14 protein-coding genes are annotated in these 16,269 nt (G+C 70.0%); 3 read left to right on the plus strand and 11 right to left on the minus strand.

The genetic code is table 11. From position 1 onward, the window contains the following. Nucleotides 1-6 precede the first annotated feature (6 nt). From WMF22_RS48950 to WMF22_RS48975, 6 genes are all read right to left on the minus strand, one after another. Nucleotides 7-684 (minus strand): hypothetical protein, encoded by a 678-nt coding sequence (locus WMF22_RS48950; RefSeq protein ID WP_438034222.1) that lies wholly within the window; start codon nt 682-684, stop codon nt 7-9. Nucleotides 685-799: 115 nt separating this feature from the next. Beyond that, the gene (locus WMF22_RS48955; protein ID WP_438034223.1) at nt 800-1,357 is read right to left on the minus strand and encodes an SMI1/KNR4 family protein; all 558 of its coding nucleotides are present in this window, start codon (nt 1,355-1,357) and stop codon (nt 800-802) included. 111 nt (nt 1,358-1,468) lie between these two features. Then, entirely contained in the window at nt 1,469-2,065 is a 597-nt protein-coding gene (locus WMF22_RS48960) for a DUF4291 domain-containing protein (protein WP_438034224.1), read from the minus strand. A gap of 56 nt (nt 2,066-2,121) precedes the next feature. Further along, on the minus strand, nt 2,122-2,967 hold the full coding sequence (locus tag WMF22_RS48965) for an N-acetyltransferase (protein ID WP_438034225.1): 846 nt from the start codon (nt 2,965-2,967) through the stop codon (nt 2,122-2,124). Nucleotides 2,968-3,098: 131 nt separating this feature from the next. Further along, nucleotides 3,099-3,341 (minus strand): hypothetical protein, encoded by a 243-nt coding sequence (locus WMF22_RS48970; protein WP_438034226.1) that lies wholly within the window; start codon nt 3,339-3,341, stop codon nt 3,099-3,101. A gap of 246 nt (nt 3,342-3,587) precedes the next feature. Next, the gene (locus tag WMF22_RS48975) at nt 3,588-4,640 is read right to left on the minus strand and encodes a LysR family transcriptional regulator (protein ID WP_438034227.1); all 1,053 of its coding nucleotides are present in this window, start codon (nt 4,638-4,640) and stop codon (nt 3,588-3,590) included. On the opposite strand from WMF22_RS48975, the gene WMF22_RS48980 reads away from it, so the two are divergent. Next, nucleotides 4,613-5,860: an MFS transporter gene (locus WMF22_RS48980; RefSeq protein ID WP_437296713.1), complete on the plus strand. Its 1,248-nt coding sequence runs from the start codon at nt 4,613-4,615 to the stop codon at nt 5,858-5,860. The two genes, WMF22_RS48975 and WMF22_RS48980, sit on opposite strands and share 28 nt — an antisense overlap. A gap of 111 nt (nt 5,861-5,971) precedes the next feature. On the opposite strand, the gene WMF22_RS48985 is transcribed toward WMF22_RS48980, so the two are convergent. Beyond that, a complete protein-coding gene (locus WMF22_RS48985; protein ID WP_438034228.1) occupies nt 5,972-6,406 on the minus strand; it encodes a fosfomycin resistance glutathione transferase in 435 nt (144 codons plus the stop codon). Nucleotides 6,407-7,049: 643 nt separating this feature from the next. Here WMF22_RS48985 and WMF22_RS48990 point away from each other — a divergent pair. Next, nucleotides 7,050-9,494, plus strand: a complete 2,445-nt coding sequence (locus tag WMF22_RS48990) for a cellulose binding domain-containing protein (protein ID WP_438034229.1) — start codon at nt 7,050-7,052, stop codon at nt 9,492-9,494. A gap of 30 nt (nt 9,495-9,524) precedes the next feature. Here the strand turns inward: WMF22_RS48990 and WMF22_RS48995 are convergent, their stop codons facing one another. Next, entirely contained in the window at nt 9,525-10,721 is a 1,197-nt protein-coding gene (locus WMF22_RS48995; protein ID WP_438034230.1) for an FAD-dependent monooxygenase, read from the minus strand. Nucleotides 10,722-10,916: 195 nt separating this feature from the next. Here WMF22_RS48995 and WMF22_RS49000 point away from each other — a divergent pair, with 195 nt between their 5' ends. After that, complete coding sequence (locus WMF22_RS49000; protein WP_438034231.1) at nt 10,917-11,513, plus strand: hypothetical protein; 597 nt, start codon at nt 10,917-10,919, stop codon at nt 11,511-11,513. Nucleotides 11,514-11,607: 94 nt separating this feature from the next. On the opposite strand, the gene WMF22_RS49005 is transcribed toward WMF22_RS49000, so the two are convergent. From WMF22_RS49005 to WMF22_RS49015, 3 genes are all read right to left on the minus strand, one after another. After that, on the minus strand, nt 11,608-12,984 hold the full coding sequence (locus tag WMF22_RS49005) for an AAA family ATPase (RefSeq protein WP_438034232.1): 1,377 nt from the start codon (nt 12,982-12,984) through the stop codon (nt 11,608-11,610). A 156-nt stretch (nt 12,985-13,140) separates the two neighbouring features. Further along, entirely contained in the window at nt 13,141-14,823 is a 1,683-nt protein-coding gene (locus WMF22_RS49010; RefSeq protein ID WP_438034233.1) for a DEAD/DEAH box helicase, read from the minus strand. A 284-nt stretch (nt 14,824-15,107) separates the two neighbouring features. Further along, nucleotides 15,108-16,265 (minus strand): hypothetical protein, encoded by a 1,158-nt coding sequence (locus tag WMF22_RS49015; RefSeq protein ID WP_438034234.1) that lies wholly within the window; start codon nt 16,263-16,265, stop codon nt 15,108-15,110. Nucleotides 16,266-16,269 lie beyond the last annotated feature (4 nt).

The following is a 16,269-nucleotide window of genomic DNA, read 5'->3' on the forward strand; positions in this document are numbered from 1 at the left end:
TGTCGCTCATGGCTCTCCGCGGATCTGGGCCGCATCGTGTCGCGCTCGATACCTCGACACGGCAGCCTCCACGCCTGATCTCGAGCTGCTCAGAACGGGGATTCCGAGGCGACGGACCAGCTCGGCCGCGGGGGCCATCGACGCCTGAGCCAGGAGCACGAGATCGCCCGGGAGCGCCGTCGCCTCGATCGTCCTGGCGATCTCGCCGGCATAGCCGGGAGAGTCACCCCTCTCGAAGAGCCGCCACGCTCGCCCGCACAGGACTTCGACGACGTCGATCGAGCGATCCGCGCCGGAGGCTATCTGACGCAGCAGCGCCCCGGTGGGCTGAAAGGTGCTCTGGAGCGCGGCCACGACGAGGATCCGGCGGCCGCTCGCGACGGCTTGCTCGGCCATCGGGCGATCGAGCCGCATCACGAGGCAGTCCGAGACGGCGACGGCCTCCGCGACGCCGCCGAGCGTCGAGCAGGTGCACACGATGACCCTCGCGCCCTCGTTCGCGAGCGCCTGCACGATCGTGGCGGTGGCCGAGCGGATGCCGTCCGTGATCGCACCGGCCGCCAGCGCATCCGCAAGGAGGCTCTCCTGCACCTCATGCCGGACCGGAATCGCGTCGTCTGCGTCCCGAACGAGACGGCTGAACGTCTCGACGTGGACGCGGGAAGTATGAAGAAATGCGAGCATATCTCTCGGTGTCCGGGAGGTCCAGGGCTCGCCGGTGTGAGGGACCCATGTTCGTGGATGCAGAGCCATACCATCCCGCTGCCGGAACATCACGCCGTGCGGCGTTGGGGGCTCCCTATCCGTTGGCATCCACGAGGTCGCTCCAGAAGCGGATCCTGCGAATGCCTCCGCTGGCGGCGTCGACGGGGGACGGTCGCCGAAATTCGCGGCGCAGGTACGTCGCGAGATCGCTGCCGTAGCAAATGATGTCGGTCTGGTAGACCGAGAAGACGGGGTTTCCGGCGAGCGCCGGCTCCGCCGGGATGTAGCGGTGGCCCGCGACGGGAATCAGGCGGGGCGCCTCTGCGACCGCGGCCCGAGCGATCTGCGACGCTTCTGGCAGCTCCGGAGGACGAGCGCCCCACGCGTCCAACCAGAACCCGTTGTGCTCGATGTCGAACGCGATGCCTTCGAAGGGCCAGTCGAGCCGCCGGCGAATCTCCGTCGAGTGTGGCTCCCGCCAGTCGGGAAAGCGCTCGCCCGCCGGGAGCCCCTCCGAGAGAAAGGAGCGCAGATCAGGCGGAAACCTGGCGCCGATGACGGACTCGGCCCGGTCGATCTCGGATTCCGTCAGACCGGGGGCAATCGTGACACCCGCGTCGATCAAGATCTGGAGCTCCGCTCGCCAATTCATCCGTCTCTCCTGTCCGCTCGATGAGCCAGTTCGTCGATGGCGCGTGTGCAGGTTTGCTTCGCTCGGCAGCGCACGCGTCGGTAGCGTCGCCTTGCTGGGCGGCGTGCCTCGTCATGGGTCGATGAGCAGCCGCCTGGCAATCCTCTCGTCAACGGTGTAGGGCCTCTCGCGCGGCAGCGACTTCGCCGCGCTGTCCGCGTGGCCGGCCTGAATCTGCTGGTACATCTTCCTGACCAGTGGAGTTCGATCCTCGATGGCGACGACCCAGCTCTCTGCGTACTCGCGAATGAGATCGCGGCCGACGCCGACCTGGATGCTGTAGCAAGGCAGCGGGCCGCCTCGCAGGTTGCGCTCGGTGTCCCATTGAATGTGGACCTTGGCTCCGGCAAACGCCTTGCTCCACTCGTCCGGCGAGCGAAACACCGTCGCTTCCGGCGAGGTGAGGACGGCGAGGGAGAGCGCCTGCTCCCAGCCCGTCCGCCGGATGCGGACGGCGAGGATCCGCTCCTGCCCGGCCTTGCGCCCCCAGTTGCTGCGGTGCATGAGCCAGAGAAAGGACGGCTTGAGCCAGGTCATGCGACCGAACGAGAACGGGGCGACGAAGCGCTGGGCAGCGAGCGCAGGCTCGGCGATGGCCGGCGCGTAGGCCTGGTACATGACGATGGTCTCCGCGTCGTAGTCCGCTCGGATCTCGTGAAGCTTCGGCATGCAATCCACTCTTCGTGATCGGTATGATCTGACGGGCGGTTATCCCCGAAGACGGCTCAGGCGAAGGACTTGATGAGCATCGCTTGCGAATAGACGGCCACGAGGCCCGCGCGCTCCAGGTTGCGCTGCGAGGTGCTCCCCGCCTCGGCCACCGAGTAGGCGAGGTCGCACCCCGCGTCGCGGGCGTAGGGGAGGCGGGCGTCGATGAGGGCGCGCTGCACGCCCCGGCCGCGGTGGGCCGCGAGTGTGCCTCCGGCAAACAAGAGGGCGACTCGCTCGTGCACGTAGACCGCGCCGACGCCGGCGACGGGGCCGGCGCCTGTGGCTGACGATGCCAGGAAGTACGCCGCCCCGGGCACGTGGAAGCCCGCCTCGAAGATGTCGGCCCGATCGGACGGAGGCTCACCCGGGGTGGCGAAGGCGGAGAGCGAGGCCGCGACCCACGCCGAGGCGTCCTCGCGCGCGGCGCGCCGCACGACGAGGCCGCCGTGCGTGGCCGGCTCAGGAGCGTGGGCCTCGACGGCGGGGGCGAGGTGGCGCACGAGCACGGTGTCGAGCGAGTCCAGGCGGAAGCCGCGCTCCCCGAGCCGCGCGAGCAGCGAAGGGTGGGCAAAGGGCGAGACAAGGATGCGCGCCGCGGTGCCGCGCGAGGCGAAGAAGTCCTCGAGCGCCTCGACGTCGCGCGCCTCGACCGGGCCGTTCAACCCGAGGCCGACCGCGCGCGAGAGCCGGGCGTGGGGCGCCACGAACGCGGCGCGACCGCCGGCGATGGCGGCGACGGCGGCGCGCCGGGCCGGGACCCGCGCGGCGACCTCGCGCGCGAGCGCCTCGATTTTCGCGGCCTCGGTGGCCTCGAGCCGGGCGGACAGGGCCTGATCGACGAAGACGGGTCGGGTCGTCATGCGGGAAGGATAGCGCCGGAGACTGCGGCGCGGACGCTCACCGCGGCCCGGCGGTTCGGCGGCATCGTGCTGCCTCGCCCGAACAGGACCTCGACGGCATCGATCGAGCGCTCCGCATCAGAGGTGTACGGTCAGCGTTCTGGAAGCGTGCGCTGTGCCCAGTCGACCGCGTAGGCCTGGGCATCCTCCACCTCCAAAGGCACGGCAGTCCAGGCGCCGATGGCAGCGCCGACCTCGAACTCCAGCTGGTCTTCAGCGTTCTCGCGGCATTCGTGCCATGTGTCGCCAGCGAAGACGCCGTCCCGTGTGAAGCGGTAGAGGAGCGCTGGTCCGCCGTCGAGGACCTCCATCAAGACGACTTCGGCCGGCGGCATCCGCTGACCTGCACCCCCGAGCGTGCCAGCGGTGGGGCGAGTGCCAGGTTCACCCCGCAGGGGACCGACGTGCGCTACAAGGCGAAGCTTGGACATGGAGCGAACCTCTCGGAGCCGCCGAACATCCTAGAGCGACAAACGGGTTGAAACCCCAGAAAAGAGCAGGAATTTGAGCCGCCAAGCGCGCCAAGGACGCCAGGATTGTGTTTGTTCTTGGCGTCCTTGGCGCGCTTGGCGGCTCATTGCTCAGCCGCGCCGCGCCGCCGCGCCGTCGACCACCGCCGGCACGGACTCCCGCATCACCTCGATGAAGCGACGCAGCCGGGCCGGATAGAAGCGGGCATGGGGATAGACCAGGTGGACCGGCAGCGGATCCGCTTGCCACGACGGCGCGAGGTGCAGCAGCCGCTTCTGCGCCAGGTCGTCGGTCAACAGCCAGGACGAGGCCACGCAGACGCCCAGCCCCATCAGCGCGGCGCTGCGCAGGGCATACAGGCTGTCGGTGCTCATGCGCGGGCGGATCGCGAGCTCGACCCGCTCTCCGCCCGACGCGTGGGTCAGCGTGATCGTGTCGCGGTAGTAGGTGCGCAACGCCAGCCACGGCATGGCGGCCAGGTCCGATGGATGCGCCGGCCGCGCGGCCCGGCCCAGCACCGAGGGCGCGGCGGCCACGATGCGCGGCACCTCGGTCAGGCGGATCGCCACCACGGCCGGATCGGCCACCGCGCCGACAAGGATCGCGCAGTCGATGCCGTCGGCGATGAAGTTCGGCTGCCCGTCGTGCAGCAGCCACTCGACCGAGACGCGCGGGTAGCGGCGCAGGTAGTCGGCCAGCGGCTTGACCAGCTGCTGCTGGCCGAACGCGTGCGGCACGACCACCCGAAGCGTCCCGTCGGGCTGGTCGCGGTCGCCTCGCATGTCCGACGTGAACGCCTCCAGGCTGGCCAGCAGCGCCTTGGCGCGCTCGAAGCACCGCTCGCCGTCCTCGGTCAGCTTCATCGTGTGCGTGGAGCGCTGCAGCAACGGCAGGCCCAGCGAGCGCTCCAGCGCCTGCAAGCGCCGGCTCACGGTGGGCTGCGTCGTCCCCAGCAGGGGGGCCGCGGCCGACAGGCTGCCGGCCTCGACGATCCTCACGAAGGTCTGCAGCAAGCCGATGTCGTCCAGCGACGAGGGCGAGGGAGGTGCCGGCCTGGTCATACGCTGACGGTATAACCATCGTGCGCTCCATGCCACTACAGCGCTGGAGCGACGCTTCCTAACCTTGGTGTACCATGCACGCCATTCCGTTGACGCATACACCCCCCGCCACCCAGCCGCTGCCCGCCGCGTCCGCGCCGCCGCTGCCCGCCGCCCTGGTGCTGCTGCTGGCCACCGGCGCGGGCCTGGCCGTGGCCTCGATCTACTACAGCCAGCCCATGCTCGGCGTGCTGGGGGCCGAGATCGGCGCCTCGGACCGCGCGCTCGGCCTCGTGCCCACGCTCACGCAGCTCGGCTATGCGCTCGGCATCCTGCTGCTCGCGCCGCTCGGTGACCGCTACGACCGCCGGCGCATCATCCTGGCCAAGGCTGCCTTGCTGGCGGGCGCGCTGCTGCTCGGCGGCGCCGCGCACGCGATCGGCACGCTGCTGGTCGCCAGCCTGATCACCGGCCTGGCCGCGACGTTGGCGCAGGACATCGTGCCCGCCGCCGCGACGCTGGCCCCGGAGGCGCACCGGGGCAAGGTGGTCGGCACCGTGATGACCGGCCTCTTGCTGGGCATCCTGCTGTCGCGCGTGATCAGCGGCTTCGTGGCGGAGAATTTCGGCTGGCGCGCGGTGTTCGTGGCCGCCGCGGCCAGCATCGCCCTGCTCGGCGCGGCGATGTGGCGCAGCCTGCCGCGCTTCGAGCCGACAACGCGGCTGAGCTACGCCGCGCTGCTCGGCTCCCTGGCCGACCTGTGGAAGCGCCACGGCGCCCTGCGCCGCGCGACGCTGGCCCAGGGGCTGCTGTCGGTGGGGTTCAGCGCGTTCTGGTCCACGCTCGCCGTGATGTTGCACGGCGCGCCGTTTCATCTCGGCAGCGCGGTGGCGGGCGCCTTCGGCCTGGCCGGGGCGGCCGGCGCGGTGGCGGCGCCCCTGGCCGGCCGCATCGCCGACCGCAGCGGGCCCGAACGGGTGACGCGCATGGGCGCCGCCCTCTCGTTCGTGGCCTTCGCTGCCATGGCGCTGTCGCCCATGCTGTCGGTGCATGGACGGCTGTGGCTGCTCGGCGCCAGCGCCGTCGCCTTCGACCTCGGTATCCAGGCCGCGCTGGTGGCGCATCAGACCATCGTTTATGGCCTCGAGCCCGGCGCGCGCAGCCGTGTCAACGCCGTGCTCGTCGTCGGCATGTTCGTCGGGATGGCCTCCGGCGCCGCGCTGGGCAGCGTGCTCTTCGCCCGGTGGGGCTGGCTGGCGGTGACGGCCCTCGCCTCGTCGGCGGCGGCCAGCGCGCTCCTCGTCCGACTCTGGCCGGCGACGCGCCCGTCTTCGAGCGCGTGACGGCTCACGACAGCCGACGTGCTCCTGTCCTTCAGCCCTGCTTTTGCCAGCGACATCCGCGCGACGTCCCCTTCTGTACCTCGACGATGTCGAGCGCCACGCGGTGATCGCTCAGCGCGCCGGCGCCTCGCTCTCTCCGTCGTCGAAGAACTCCATCCCTTCATAGGGGGTTTCGCGGCAGGACGTAAGGCGCGTCCGGAGGTCGCCGACGCGGATCTCGAGCTTGTGGCCGTCGGGGTCCTCGAAGTAGAGCGATGCCCCTTCGGAGCGGTTCTCTTTCCAGATCCGGGCCCCGCTCAGGCGAATGGCCTCGCCCAGGGAGGCGAAGCCCTCTGCATCGACCGAGAACGCGAGGTGCGAGTCGTCGGCCTGCCGCGCGGCGTGCGCGTCGAGCTCCAGACAGAGCCAGAGCGTCCCCAGCTCGAGGTACGCGCCCCTGGCCCACTGCGCTCGCCGCGTTCCCCCGAGCACCTGGACGTAGAACTGCACGGCGCGGTCGAGATCTCGAACCGCGAGGGTCACGTGGTTGATGCCGCCGATCGCCATGGCTCCGGCAGCATAGGCGACAGCGGGCCCGTGCGGGTGTGCTGGATCTGTCGAACCACCCGGTTGACGGACCGGTGCGGGGAGGGCGAGCGTCGAGCCCCGGCGCGGCCTCGCCTCTTCACGGCGCGTCGCGCCGCCGGCGGACGCCCGGATGCAATGAGCTTCATGCTTCTTTACATTATTTCACACGATAGTTTTCGAAATTAAACCACGAGTCGCCGAGGGAGCGCCAAGCGCATGAGGATCCGTGCTGAAGTCCGGAAGAACCCGACTGGCGCAGGCGTCGAAGGGCGACTATGCAATGCGCCGTCATTGGCCGTCCGGCGATGGGAGAAATGATTTCGCACTGCTGAGCTTGACAGGGCTCCTTTGTTTGCCAATAGCGTTCGTCACACCGAGAGCGACAGCCCTCCGCGCCGGCACGAGCGCGCGGCGTGCGTCGTCAGGTGTGAGCCCCGGTATCACGGCTGAATCACGGCATCGCGCATGCGCATCGGGTCATCCCCGGCGCTTGCCAGGCCATGAATCCGGACGCTAGATCGGTTCGCGTGTCAGCAGATCGTCGTGACGCATGGGGTGGTTCGTCGCCCTGCCGAACGAGGCGCGACGATCAAACGCTTCATCACCAACTTGGGTAAGAACCATGCACAACTTCAGCTTTCAGAGCAGATGGGACACGTGGGTGGCGGCTGCGGCGCTGGCGCTGCTGCCGGCATGCAGCGACGGCTCGACGGAGTCGATCGGCACATCGCAGGCCGCGCTGCAGGGCGCGAACGGGATCAGCGCGGATCGCGTGATCGATTCGCAGTGGGCTCAGGGGTACTGCGCGCATATCGTCGTGAGCAACCAGCACCCGAGCGCCACGACGGGGACGTGGAGCGTCGCGCTCGACGTCGGCCCGGGCGCCATCTTCTCGTCCTGGGATGGCACGTTCAGCGGGACCACGGGTCAGATCACGGTCACACCTCAAGGCAGCAATGCGGCGATCCCCCCGTCGGAGAGCCGCCAGTTCGGGTTCTGCGCCAGCATCCCGAGCCAGGGGATCGAGCCGGTCGTGCTGTCGGTGAGCAGCGACCTGCCGCCGATGGGCGGCGGCGTGGCGATCGCGGAGTACAAGTTCCCGGCCGCGATCGACGCGATGGTCAGCCCTGACTACGCGACCGAGCTCTGGGCGTCCTTCTACCGCCCGACGAACCTGGAGGCCGGCCGGCAGTATCCGCTGCTCGTGTTCATGCACGGGAACCACCCGACGTGCGGCACGGGCGTGAATCCTCGTACGGACAACAACAACCAGTATGCCACGACGGGGACGTGCCCGGCGAACTACGTCGTCGTCCCCAACCATCGCGGCTACGACTACATGGCCGAGGACCTCGCCGCGCGCGGCTATTTCGTGGTGTCGATCAACACGAACCGGGGTATCCATGCCGCGTCGGGCTCGCCCAGCGACGAGTTCGTCATCGGGCCGCGCGGACGCCTGCTGCTCCGCCACCTGGAGCGGCTGAGCCGCTGGGACAGCGGCGCCGAGCCGACGCCCCCGGAGCTCGGCGTGGACCTGCTCGATCGCATCGATTTCGACCAGGTGGGCTTGCTGGGGCACTCGCGCGGCGGCGAGGCCGTGCGGTTCGCCTACAACGAGTACCGCCGGAGCGGCAGCCCCTGGCCGGCGCTGATAGACAGCCCGGTGAGCATCCGCGGGATCTTCGAGATCGGTCCGACCGATCAGGGCCAGGACGGCCAGCGCCTGAACGCCGACCAGACGGCCTGGAACGTGATCCTTCCGGCCTGCGACTGGGACCTGAGCGATCTGCCCGGGATGCGCCCGTTCGATCGCATGATGAGCATCGCCGAGCCGGCGCCCCTCTTCAAGTCCTTCTATCATGTGTGGGGCGCCAATCACAATTACTACAACAGCGAGTGGCAGATCGCGGACGGGAACAGCGGCGGGATCCAGGGCTGCATCGACCACGAGGAGCTCTTTGATCCGCTGGAGTACGGCTCGCCGGCGCAGCGCGAGACGGGTCGCCTGGCGGCCGTTCAGTTCTTCACCGCCAACGTGGGCGCGGAGCGCGACGAGGCCGCGAACGCCCTGTTCGACCCCGCCTTCCCCTTTCCGGACGTCCCGTACCGCGTCCGCCGCGGCTATCACCCGGGCGGCGGCTCCGCCGACAGCCTGATGCTCGAGGATTTCATCAATCCGACGGGCACGAGCTCCTACGGCCTGCCGAACACCACCGGCGGCACCCTCTCGGTGGAGCACACGGCCCTGAGCGGGCACGACCCTTCGCTCTCGGGCGCCTGGATCCACGACGTGGCCGCGGGCAGCGCGACGTTCTTCCAGTCGAACTGGTCCGCCGCAGGCACGGGCTTCGATCTCACGGGGTACGACACCCTCGATCTTCGCGCCGACCGCGGTTGGGGCTCCGACCCGACCGAGGCGTCGTTCCTCGTGGAGCTCGTGAACGCCGACGATACCCGGTCGAGCGCCGTCGCCATCGATGAGTTCCTGGAGCTCGGTCCACCGCCGCGCGCCGGCACCACGCTGCCGACCGCGCGCATTCCGCTGTCCTCGTTCAGCGGCGCCACGCTCGCGTCGGTGCGCGGGGTTCGTCTGACCTTCACCACCCCGCTCGACGGAAGCAGCCTGTACCTGGCGAACATCCGCGCGACCCGCGCCACCACCGAGGCCCTGGCGGCTTCGGGGCAGCTCGCCTCCATCGCGTCGAGCGCGGCGCCGCCCAGCGCCCGTGCGCGCGCCGCCGGTGCGACCCTCCCCGAGCAGCGGCGGATCACGGCGGGCAATGCCATCCAGAGCGTGAGGCGCAGCGGGTCCGACGCTGTCGAGCTCACGCTCACCAGCGCCGAGTTCTTCGATCTCCGCGCCACCAACCTGGTGCTCACCGTCGGCGCCGAGCGAAGCACCGCGGCTCGCCATCCGAACGGCGATCTCCACACCGTTCAATTCCTGCTCCCGCGCGCCGCCTTCGACCGCCTCGCCGCGCAGGAGCCGGTGAGGGTCGACTACGGTCCGGGCTCCTCCGTGGCCTGGCACTTCGGGCACCTCGACAAGACGGCGCTCGCTCCGTGAGTCGCGGCGAGTTCTGCTGCCATGCGGCAGTCAGCCTCCGTTCGAGTAATCGGGGAGCTTGATCTTGTCGGCCGCGGAGGAGCCGAACCACCCCTCGCGGCGCTGCAACAGGGGAGTGGAAGCGAGCCAGAGGACCCGGTGGAGGAGCGAAACCCCGAGCCTCGACGTCGGGTGCGCGATCCAGGGGACGCCTGGCGGGAGCTTCTGGGCCAGGTCGACATGGGGGCGCATGAGCTTCTCATAGGCCGCGAAGGCGTCTCGATGGCCGGCGTGCCGCGACAGCTCTCCCGCGAGCACGTAAGCGCCGACGAGAGAGAGGCTCGCGCCCATCCCGCTGACCGGCGACGGGCAGTACGCGGCGTCACCCACGAGCGCGGCGCGACCGTGTGACCAGCGTGGCGCCATGACCTGGCTGACCGCGTCGAAATAGACGTCCTCGGAGTCTGCCAGCGCCGCGAGCACCCGCGGCGATTCCCAGCCGGCGCCGGCATAGACGCGCGCGATGACCGCCTTCTGCTCGGCGACGCTCAACCTTTCATAGCCGCGCGGGGGCGACAGGAACCAGAGCGACGCCCGGGTGGTGCCCGTATTGTCTGGACGCAGGAGGATCGATCGCCCGCCGGGGGCATGGTACCAGCGAGCCCAGGCGCTGTCGGATGCTCCGCGGGGAATCGTGAAGTAGCTGGCATACAGGTCGAGCGGGCGAATCCTGGGCTCATCCCCGACGATGAGCGCACGGGTTCGCGAGCGGATGCCGTCGGCAGCGACCACGAGATCGAACTCGCGCGCCGCGCCATGCTCGAAGGAGACAGTCACCCGGTCGCCGTGGTCCTGGAGGCCCGTGATCTGGTCGCCAAAAACATACTCCGTCGTGTCTCGGGTGCGGTCGTAGAGGATCCTGGCGAGGTCACCGCGGAGGATCTCGAGCTCCTTCGTAAACCCACCGGTGTCCGGGGTCTCCGCGGGGAACTCGGCCCTGGTCACGTCGTGCTCGTCCACGAAGCGGAGGCCCAGCTCCCCCGTCGTGGCGGCCCGGATGTCGCCTTCGATCCCCATGCGGCGCACGACCTTCCGCGCCGCGCCCTGGACATCGATGTTCTGCCCGCCGAGCCGGAGCGCGTCGGCGCGTTCCACGACGACGGGTCGGAATCCGTGGCGCGCAAGCCAGAAGGCGAGCGCGGGACCGGCGATGCTCGCCCCCGCGATCAAGACCGTCCGATGTTCCACCGGTGGAGTGTCACCGGGCGGGGGCAGGTGTCAACCCGGTCCGGTCCGACCGGATCCTCACCGCGGCAGGAGCATCGCCGGGCTGGGGCGTCGCGGTCCGCTCGGCGGGGCTCGGGCCCTCGGGTATTTTCGGGGCGTCGCGCGGGCGCTGGCCTGGCGGTGCGTTCGGCCGCCGCTTCGTCTATCCTGGTCGCCATGATCAAGCGCAGCGGGAGCAGCCGAGTCGCGCCGGCGGACGACGTGTTCGCTGCGAGGAAGCGCAAGCCGGTACCGCACGAGTTCGTGCTCGACGCGCTCGCCCCGCTCGGGCCCGAGACGCGGCCGATGTTCGGCTGCCTGGCGGTCTATGTGGAGGACAAGATCGTCCTCGTCCTGCGCGACAAGCCCGCGCCCGCGCAGGACAACGGCGTCTGGCTCGCCACGACGGCGGAGCACCACGCGGCCCTGCGCCCCGAGTTTCCGAGCATGCGAAACATCGCGGTGCTCGGGAGCGGGGTGACGGGCTGGCAGGTGCTCCCGGCGGAGGCGCCCGATTTCGAGGAAGCCGCGCTGCGGGCCTGCGCGCTCATCGAGGCGGGCGATCCGCGCATCGGGAAGGTGCCGGGAGAGCGGCGGAAGCGGGGCGAGGCGCCGGCGAAGCGGGCGGTGAAGAAGGCGCCGGCGAAGAAGACGCCGGCGAAGAAGGCGCCGGCGAAGAAGGCGCCGGCGAAGAAGGCGCCGGCGAAGAAGGCGCCGGCGAAGAAGGCGCCGGCGAAGCGGGGCGGGAAGGCGACCGCAAAGAGGGGAGCTTGAGCGCCCGCGGCCCGAGTCCCTTCGTTAGGTAGCTGTCGGTCATCATCGCGCGCCGCGAGGGGCCGTGCCGATTGCGATGGCCGGCCAATCACCCTCATTCGATCATCTTCTGCGCCGCGAGCAGGCTCTTCGTGAGGCCGCCTCCGCACAGCACGAGCTCCCGGATCGCGTCGTCGAGGTGCCGATCGTCCACCACGATCTCCTGCCCCTCTTCGGCGGCGAAGACCGCCGCCTTGCGAAGCAGCTCGCGGATGAAGGCGCCGCTCGCCCCCTCGGTGCGCGCGATCCACCGGGGCAGATCGATCCCCTTGAGCGTCAGCCCGCGCCCGTAGAGCTCGAACATCCTGCGGCGGCCTTCGCCATCCGGCAGCGGCACCTCGACGGCGAGATCGACGCGGCCGGGTCGGGATGCAAGCGCAGGCTCGAGGATATCCGGACGGTTCGTGGTCAGGAGGAACAGGACGTCAGCGTCTTCCCCGAGGCCATCCATCTCGTTCAGGAGCTCGAAGAGCACCCCATTGCACGACTGGTCCGGCCGCGTGCGATCTTCTGCGACGAGATCCACGTCCTCGAGCACCACGGTGGCGGGTTGGAGGAAGCGCGCCATGGCGCACGATTGCCGGATGAGGCCCTGGGAACGGCCCGTCAGCAAGATGACCGTCCGCCCCTCCATGCGGCTCGCGAGATACATGGCCGTGAGCGTCTTCCCGGTACCCGGAGGCCCGTGCAGCAGAACGCCGCGCTTCAGGTGCCGGCCCGCGGAGAGGAGGGGGCGCGCGTGCTCTGAAATGCGAATCGTACAGCGCTCGATGCGCCGGAGCAGGTCTCCCGGCAGGATGAGGTCCCCCTCTCCGACCTGTCGCAATGGACGGAAGCTCACCCCGATGGCGCTGCGGTCCACCTGGTCGAGCGACACCACCTTGCCGCGGTAGACGTTGCGTTCGAGCATCGTCCGTCGGAGCTTTGCGAGGAAGCGCTCTCCCGCTTCGCGCTCCGGCGCCATGACGCTCACCGTGAGGCCGCCGTCCCATGGTCTTTCGCTGCCGCCGACGAGCACGGCGACGCGTTCGGGGGTGTGTACGAGGAGAAGGCCGCATCGAAGGCACGAGACCTTCTGGCCTTCATCGAGATCGACGGTCTTGTATTCGACGGGGCCGATGGTGGGGCCACCCTCGAACAGGCCCGCCTGCGTCGCGGTGGCGAGCTGCCCGAGCCGAATGCGGTCGTAGGAGTCGCGTCCGATGAGCCCGAGGAGCGCGTGCGATCGTCCCCCCTCTTCCAGCATCGCGTCGAGCGCGACCTGGACGTTCGGACGGTCGTACTCCGGAAAGCTCGCCTCCACGATGGGAAGCGCCGCGGGGTCCAGCGCGAAGTGATCGCGAAGGTTTTTTCTTATGACGGACTCGTCCTTGCTGACGCGCTCGTGGGCGAGCTCGATGAGCTTCCGGAGGACGTTCACGCCGAATGACATGACCGCATGCTACGTCATGCGGTCGCGGGTCGGAAGGCCGAGGTGAAAGCGGGGCGAGGTGCCGGCGAAGCGAGCGGCGATCGGGAAGGCGGCTGCGAAGATGGCCGAGAGCGCGACGGCGAAGCGGGAATCTTGGCGTCGCGATGTAGCTCCGGGTCAGCGCTGCTCGCGCGGCGCGGTGACCCTCGCCCACACCGCGAGGATCATCGCCTGTTCCATGGTGCTCGGCGGGGGATGACCCCTCGGGGGCTCGGCCGGCAGGGGCACGGGGGCCTTTGCTCTGCGCCATGGCGCGTCGTGGCGCGCCGAGGCCCCGGCCGCGGGGCCGCGGCGCGCGACCTCGTAATCGACCGCGGCCACCGCCTCTTCGAGGGTGGAGAAGCGCTCGACCTGCTTGCCGTCCAGCAGGACGTGCCACCGCTTCCCGCGAGCGCCGCGGGCGAGGACGACGACCTCGCTGATCGCGCCGGGCTTCCTCTCGTAGTGGAGCGCGAGCCCGAAGCGGCCGAGAGAGGCCCACGCATTGCGCGAGATGGCCATCACCTCGGGGTCGACGCGGAGGCTCAGCGGATCGAAGTGCGCGGCGCGCTCCTGGATCTCGCGCAGCGTGATGCGGCCCGCCTCGACCTCGAACCCGGGGTAGTCGAAGGTCACCTGCCGAAAGAAGCGGCTCGCCTCCGAAGCGTCCCTGCCCTCGAGATCGAGGTCGCGGGGCATGCCGAAGAGCGAGGGCAGCGTGCACAGCTGGAGCGAGGAGAGGTCGACGAAATCGAGGATGAGGCAATCCTTCTTGCCTGGATGCAGGCGCGTGCCGCGCCCGACGCACTGGGCATAGAGCCCATCCGAGCGGGTGGGGCGGGCCATGGCGATGCAGGAGACGCCGGGGTCGTCGAAGCCCTCGGTGAGGACAGCGACGTTGGTGAGGACCTGGACGCGCTCTTCCCGGAAATCGGCGAGGATCCGGCCGCGGAGGTCGGAGGGCATGTCGCCGTGGACATAGGCGGATCGGACGCCGAGGTGGTTGAGCGCCTTCGAGAGGTTCCTGGCGTGCGCGACCGTGACGCAAAAGGCGATGGTGCGTCGGTCGCGGGCGAGCTCTTGAATGGAGCGGGCGACGAGCGCGTTGCGCTCCTCCAGGTCGACGGCCTCCTCGAGCTCGTCCGTGGAGAAGTCGAGGCCGCCGGCGTCGAGGGGGGAGAGGTCGGTGGCGGTGGCGACGCGGTAGCCGGTGAGGGGGGCGAGGTAGCCGTCCGCGATCATCTCGGGGAGGGTGCGGCTGTAGACGATCGCCTCGAAGACATCGTCGAGGCCTTTGCCGTCGCCGCGGGCCGTCGTGGCGGTGAACCCGAGGAGGGTGCCTGTCCACGCGGGGTCGAAGGCGCCGAGCTGGCGGAGGACGCGGCGGTTGTCGTCGGCGGGGGCGTGGTGGCATTCGTCGTAGATCACGAGGCCGATATCGCGGCCGCCGGTGACCTGCGCCAGCCGCTTCTCGTGGAGGGAGCGTATGGAACAGACGATGACGCGCGCGTCCGCCGGGGCGCGGAGCTCGCCCTGCTCGACGGCGACCGTGGCCTGTCCGGCGAGGGCGCGCTCGATCTTGTCCTTGGCCTGGAAGAGGAGCTCTTCGCGGTGCGCGAGGACGAGGACCTGCCGCCTGGCGAGGCGGGCGAGATGGGAGAAGATGACCGTCTTGCCAGCGCCGGTGGGGAGGCACACGACCATGCGCCGGACGCCGCGCCTGCGGGCCGCGAGGACGGCGTCGACGGCAGCGCGCTGGTAAGGGCGAAGGGCGGGCGCGCCGGGGCCCATCGGTGCTGAGGCGGTCGTGGGGGTGGTCATGAGCTCTCGCGCGGGCGCCGCGCACCATAGCCCGGAACCCCTGTCCGTGCTCTCCGGCGATCGGCAGCACCCGCACGCCATGCAACGAGGGGATCTCCTCTCGACGCGGCGCCCTCGAGGAGCCCCGCGGCCGGGCCGATTGGAATTGACATCGACCATGTGGGCGATCACATCTCCATCCGCGAGCGCCCGGACGCGTTGCGCGCGGATCTGGCCAGGTAACGCCGCCGGATCGGGCGGCCTCGCGCAGCGCCGGGTCGATTGTGATGGCGCGGTTGGTCCGTTCAGCGGCGGTCGCGACGCCGCCGCGCGCGGCGCGCGAGGGACAGCGCGAGCCCGATCGCGGGCAGCGCCCAGCCGGACGAGGCGCCGCTGCCCGCGCCGACCGAGCAGCCGACGCTGACGTGATCGCCATCCGGGTCCTCCGGAGAGTCACCGCTGCCACCCGCCCCGGATCCCCCCGAGCCGCCGGCACCCGTATCGGGGGTCTCGCAGGAGCTCACGTCGTTGTCGGCGCAGAGGTGGGGGGCCTCTTCGCAGAACGCCGTCCTCGCGCTGCACCAGGCCTCCTCGAAGCCCTGGGGAGGAGCTGAGCACGCCGCGATGTTCGCGGCGATCTGCGCCAGGTCGGCCGGGAAGACGGCCGTCTCGCCCGCGTCGCCGTGCGGAACGCAGGTGCGCTCTTTCTCGACGGTCGTGCCGTCGATGAGGCTCCTGTACGTGAGCTGGTAGCAGTACTCCGTGGCCGCGACGTCGTACGTCTGGCTCGGGAACTCATTCCAGACCGTTTTCTTGCCGAGCTCCTCCCCGTCCGGGCTCGAGAAGGTGACGACTTGCACGTACTGCCTCTCGCCGGTGTCGACTCCCCCGCTCACATTGACGAAGACGCTGACGTAACGCTCCATTTCCTCCGCCACGCAGCGCTCTTCCGGACCGCAGCTCCCCTGGAGCTGATCGACGGTGCAGCAGCTCATCTTGCCGTGCCAGCGCTCTTGCACGATGACGTTGCTCTGGACAGGGATGGCGCCCACGTCCATGTCGACAGCGGTGCTGGCGTAGATCTCCGAGATGCCGGCGCTGACGTCCTGACCCTCGATCTCGACCTGGTAGGTGTGGCCGTCGACGAGCGGGGCCGTGGGGCGAAAGGCGAGCACGCTCTCGCGCTCGGCGACGGCGACGTCGGCGACCTCCTCCTGGGTGCCGCTGATGGCCTCGCCCGTGTCCTTGTCCTTCACCAGAAGCACGGGTGCGCTCTCCGGACAGTTGGAGTAGCAGCTGACGCGGGCCACGATGACCCCGTCGAGCGGCACGACGCCCAGCACCCCGGACAAATAGCGCCCGTCCGGCACAGGCGTGCAGGCAGAGCTCGGACGAGAGATACCGAGAGCGGCCAGGCCTCCCATGACGGCGAGAGTCAGCGCGGTGAAGCGAGAATAAGGCATCGAC

The organism is Sorangium sp. So ce204 (genome assembly GCF_051526795.1).
In the GTDB taxonomy this organism is placed as follows: Bacteria; Myxococcota_A; Polyangia; order Polyangiales; family Polyangiaceae; genus Sorangium; species Sorangium cellulosum_B.

Coding starts and splice junctions, on each gene's coding strand:
- WMF22_RS49005 (WP_438034232.1), bottom strand. CDS start 12,984: ATGTCATTCGGCGTGAACGTCCTCCGGAAGCTCATCGAGCTCGCCCAC.
- WMF22_RS48955 (WP_438034223.1), bottom strand. CDS start 1,357: ATGAATTGGCGAGCGGAGCTCCAGATCTTGATCGACGCGGGTGTCACG.
- WMF22_RS48960 (WP_438034224.1), bottom strand. CDS start 2,065: ATGCCGAAGCTTCACGAGATCCGAGCGGACTACGACGCGGAGACCATC.
- WMF22_RS48985 (WP_438034228.1), bottom strand. CDS start 6,406: ATGGCGATCGGCGGCATCAACCACGTGACCCTCGCGGTTCGAGATCTC.
- WMF22_RS48950 (WP_438034222.1), bottom strand. CDS start 684: ATGCTCGCATTTCTTCATACTTCCCGCGTCCACGTCGAGACGTTCAGC.
- WMF22_RS49000 (WP_438034231.1), top strand. CDS start 10,917: ATGATCAAGCGCAGCGGGAGCAGCCGAGTCGCGCCGGCGGACGACGTG.
- WMF22_RS48980 (WP_437296713.1), top strand. CDS start 4,613: ATGCACGCCATTCCGTTGACGCATACACCCCCCGCCACCCAGCCGCTG.
- WMF22_RS48965 (WP_438034225.1), bottom strand. CDS start 2,967: ATGACGACCCGACCCGTCTTCGTCGATCAGGCCCTGTCCGCCCGGCTC.
- WMF22_RS49010 (WP_438034233.1), bottom strand. CDS start 14,823: ATGACCACCCCCACGACCGCCTCAGCACCGATGGGCCCCGGCGCGCCC.
- WMF22_RS49015 (WP_438034234.1), bottom strand. CDS start 16,265: ATGCCTTATTCTCGCTTCACCGCGCTGACTCTCGCCGTCATGGGAGGC.
- WMF22_RS48990 (WP_438034229.1), top strand. CDS start 7,050: ATGCACAACTTCAGCTTTCAGAGCAGATGGGACACGTGGGTGGCGGCT.
- WMF22_RS48970 (WP_438034226.1), bottom strand. CDS start 3,341: ATGCCGCCGGCCGAAGTCGTCTTGATGGAGGTCCTCGACGGCGGACCA.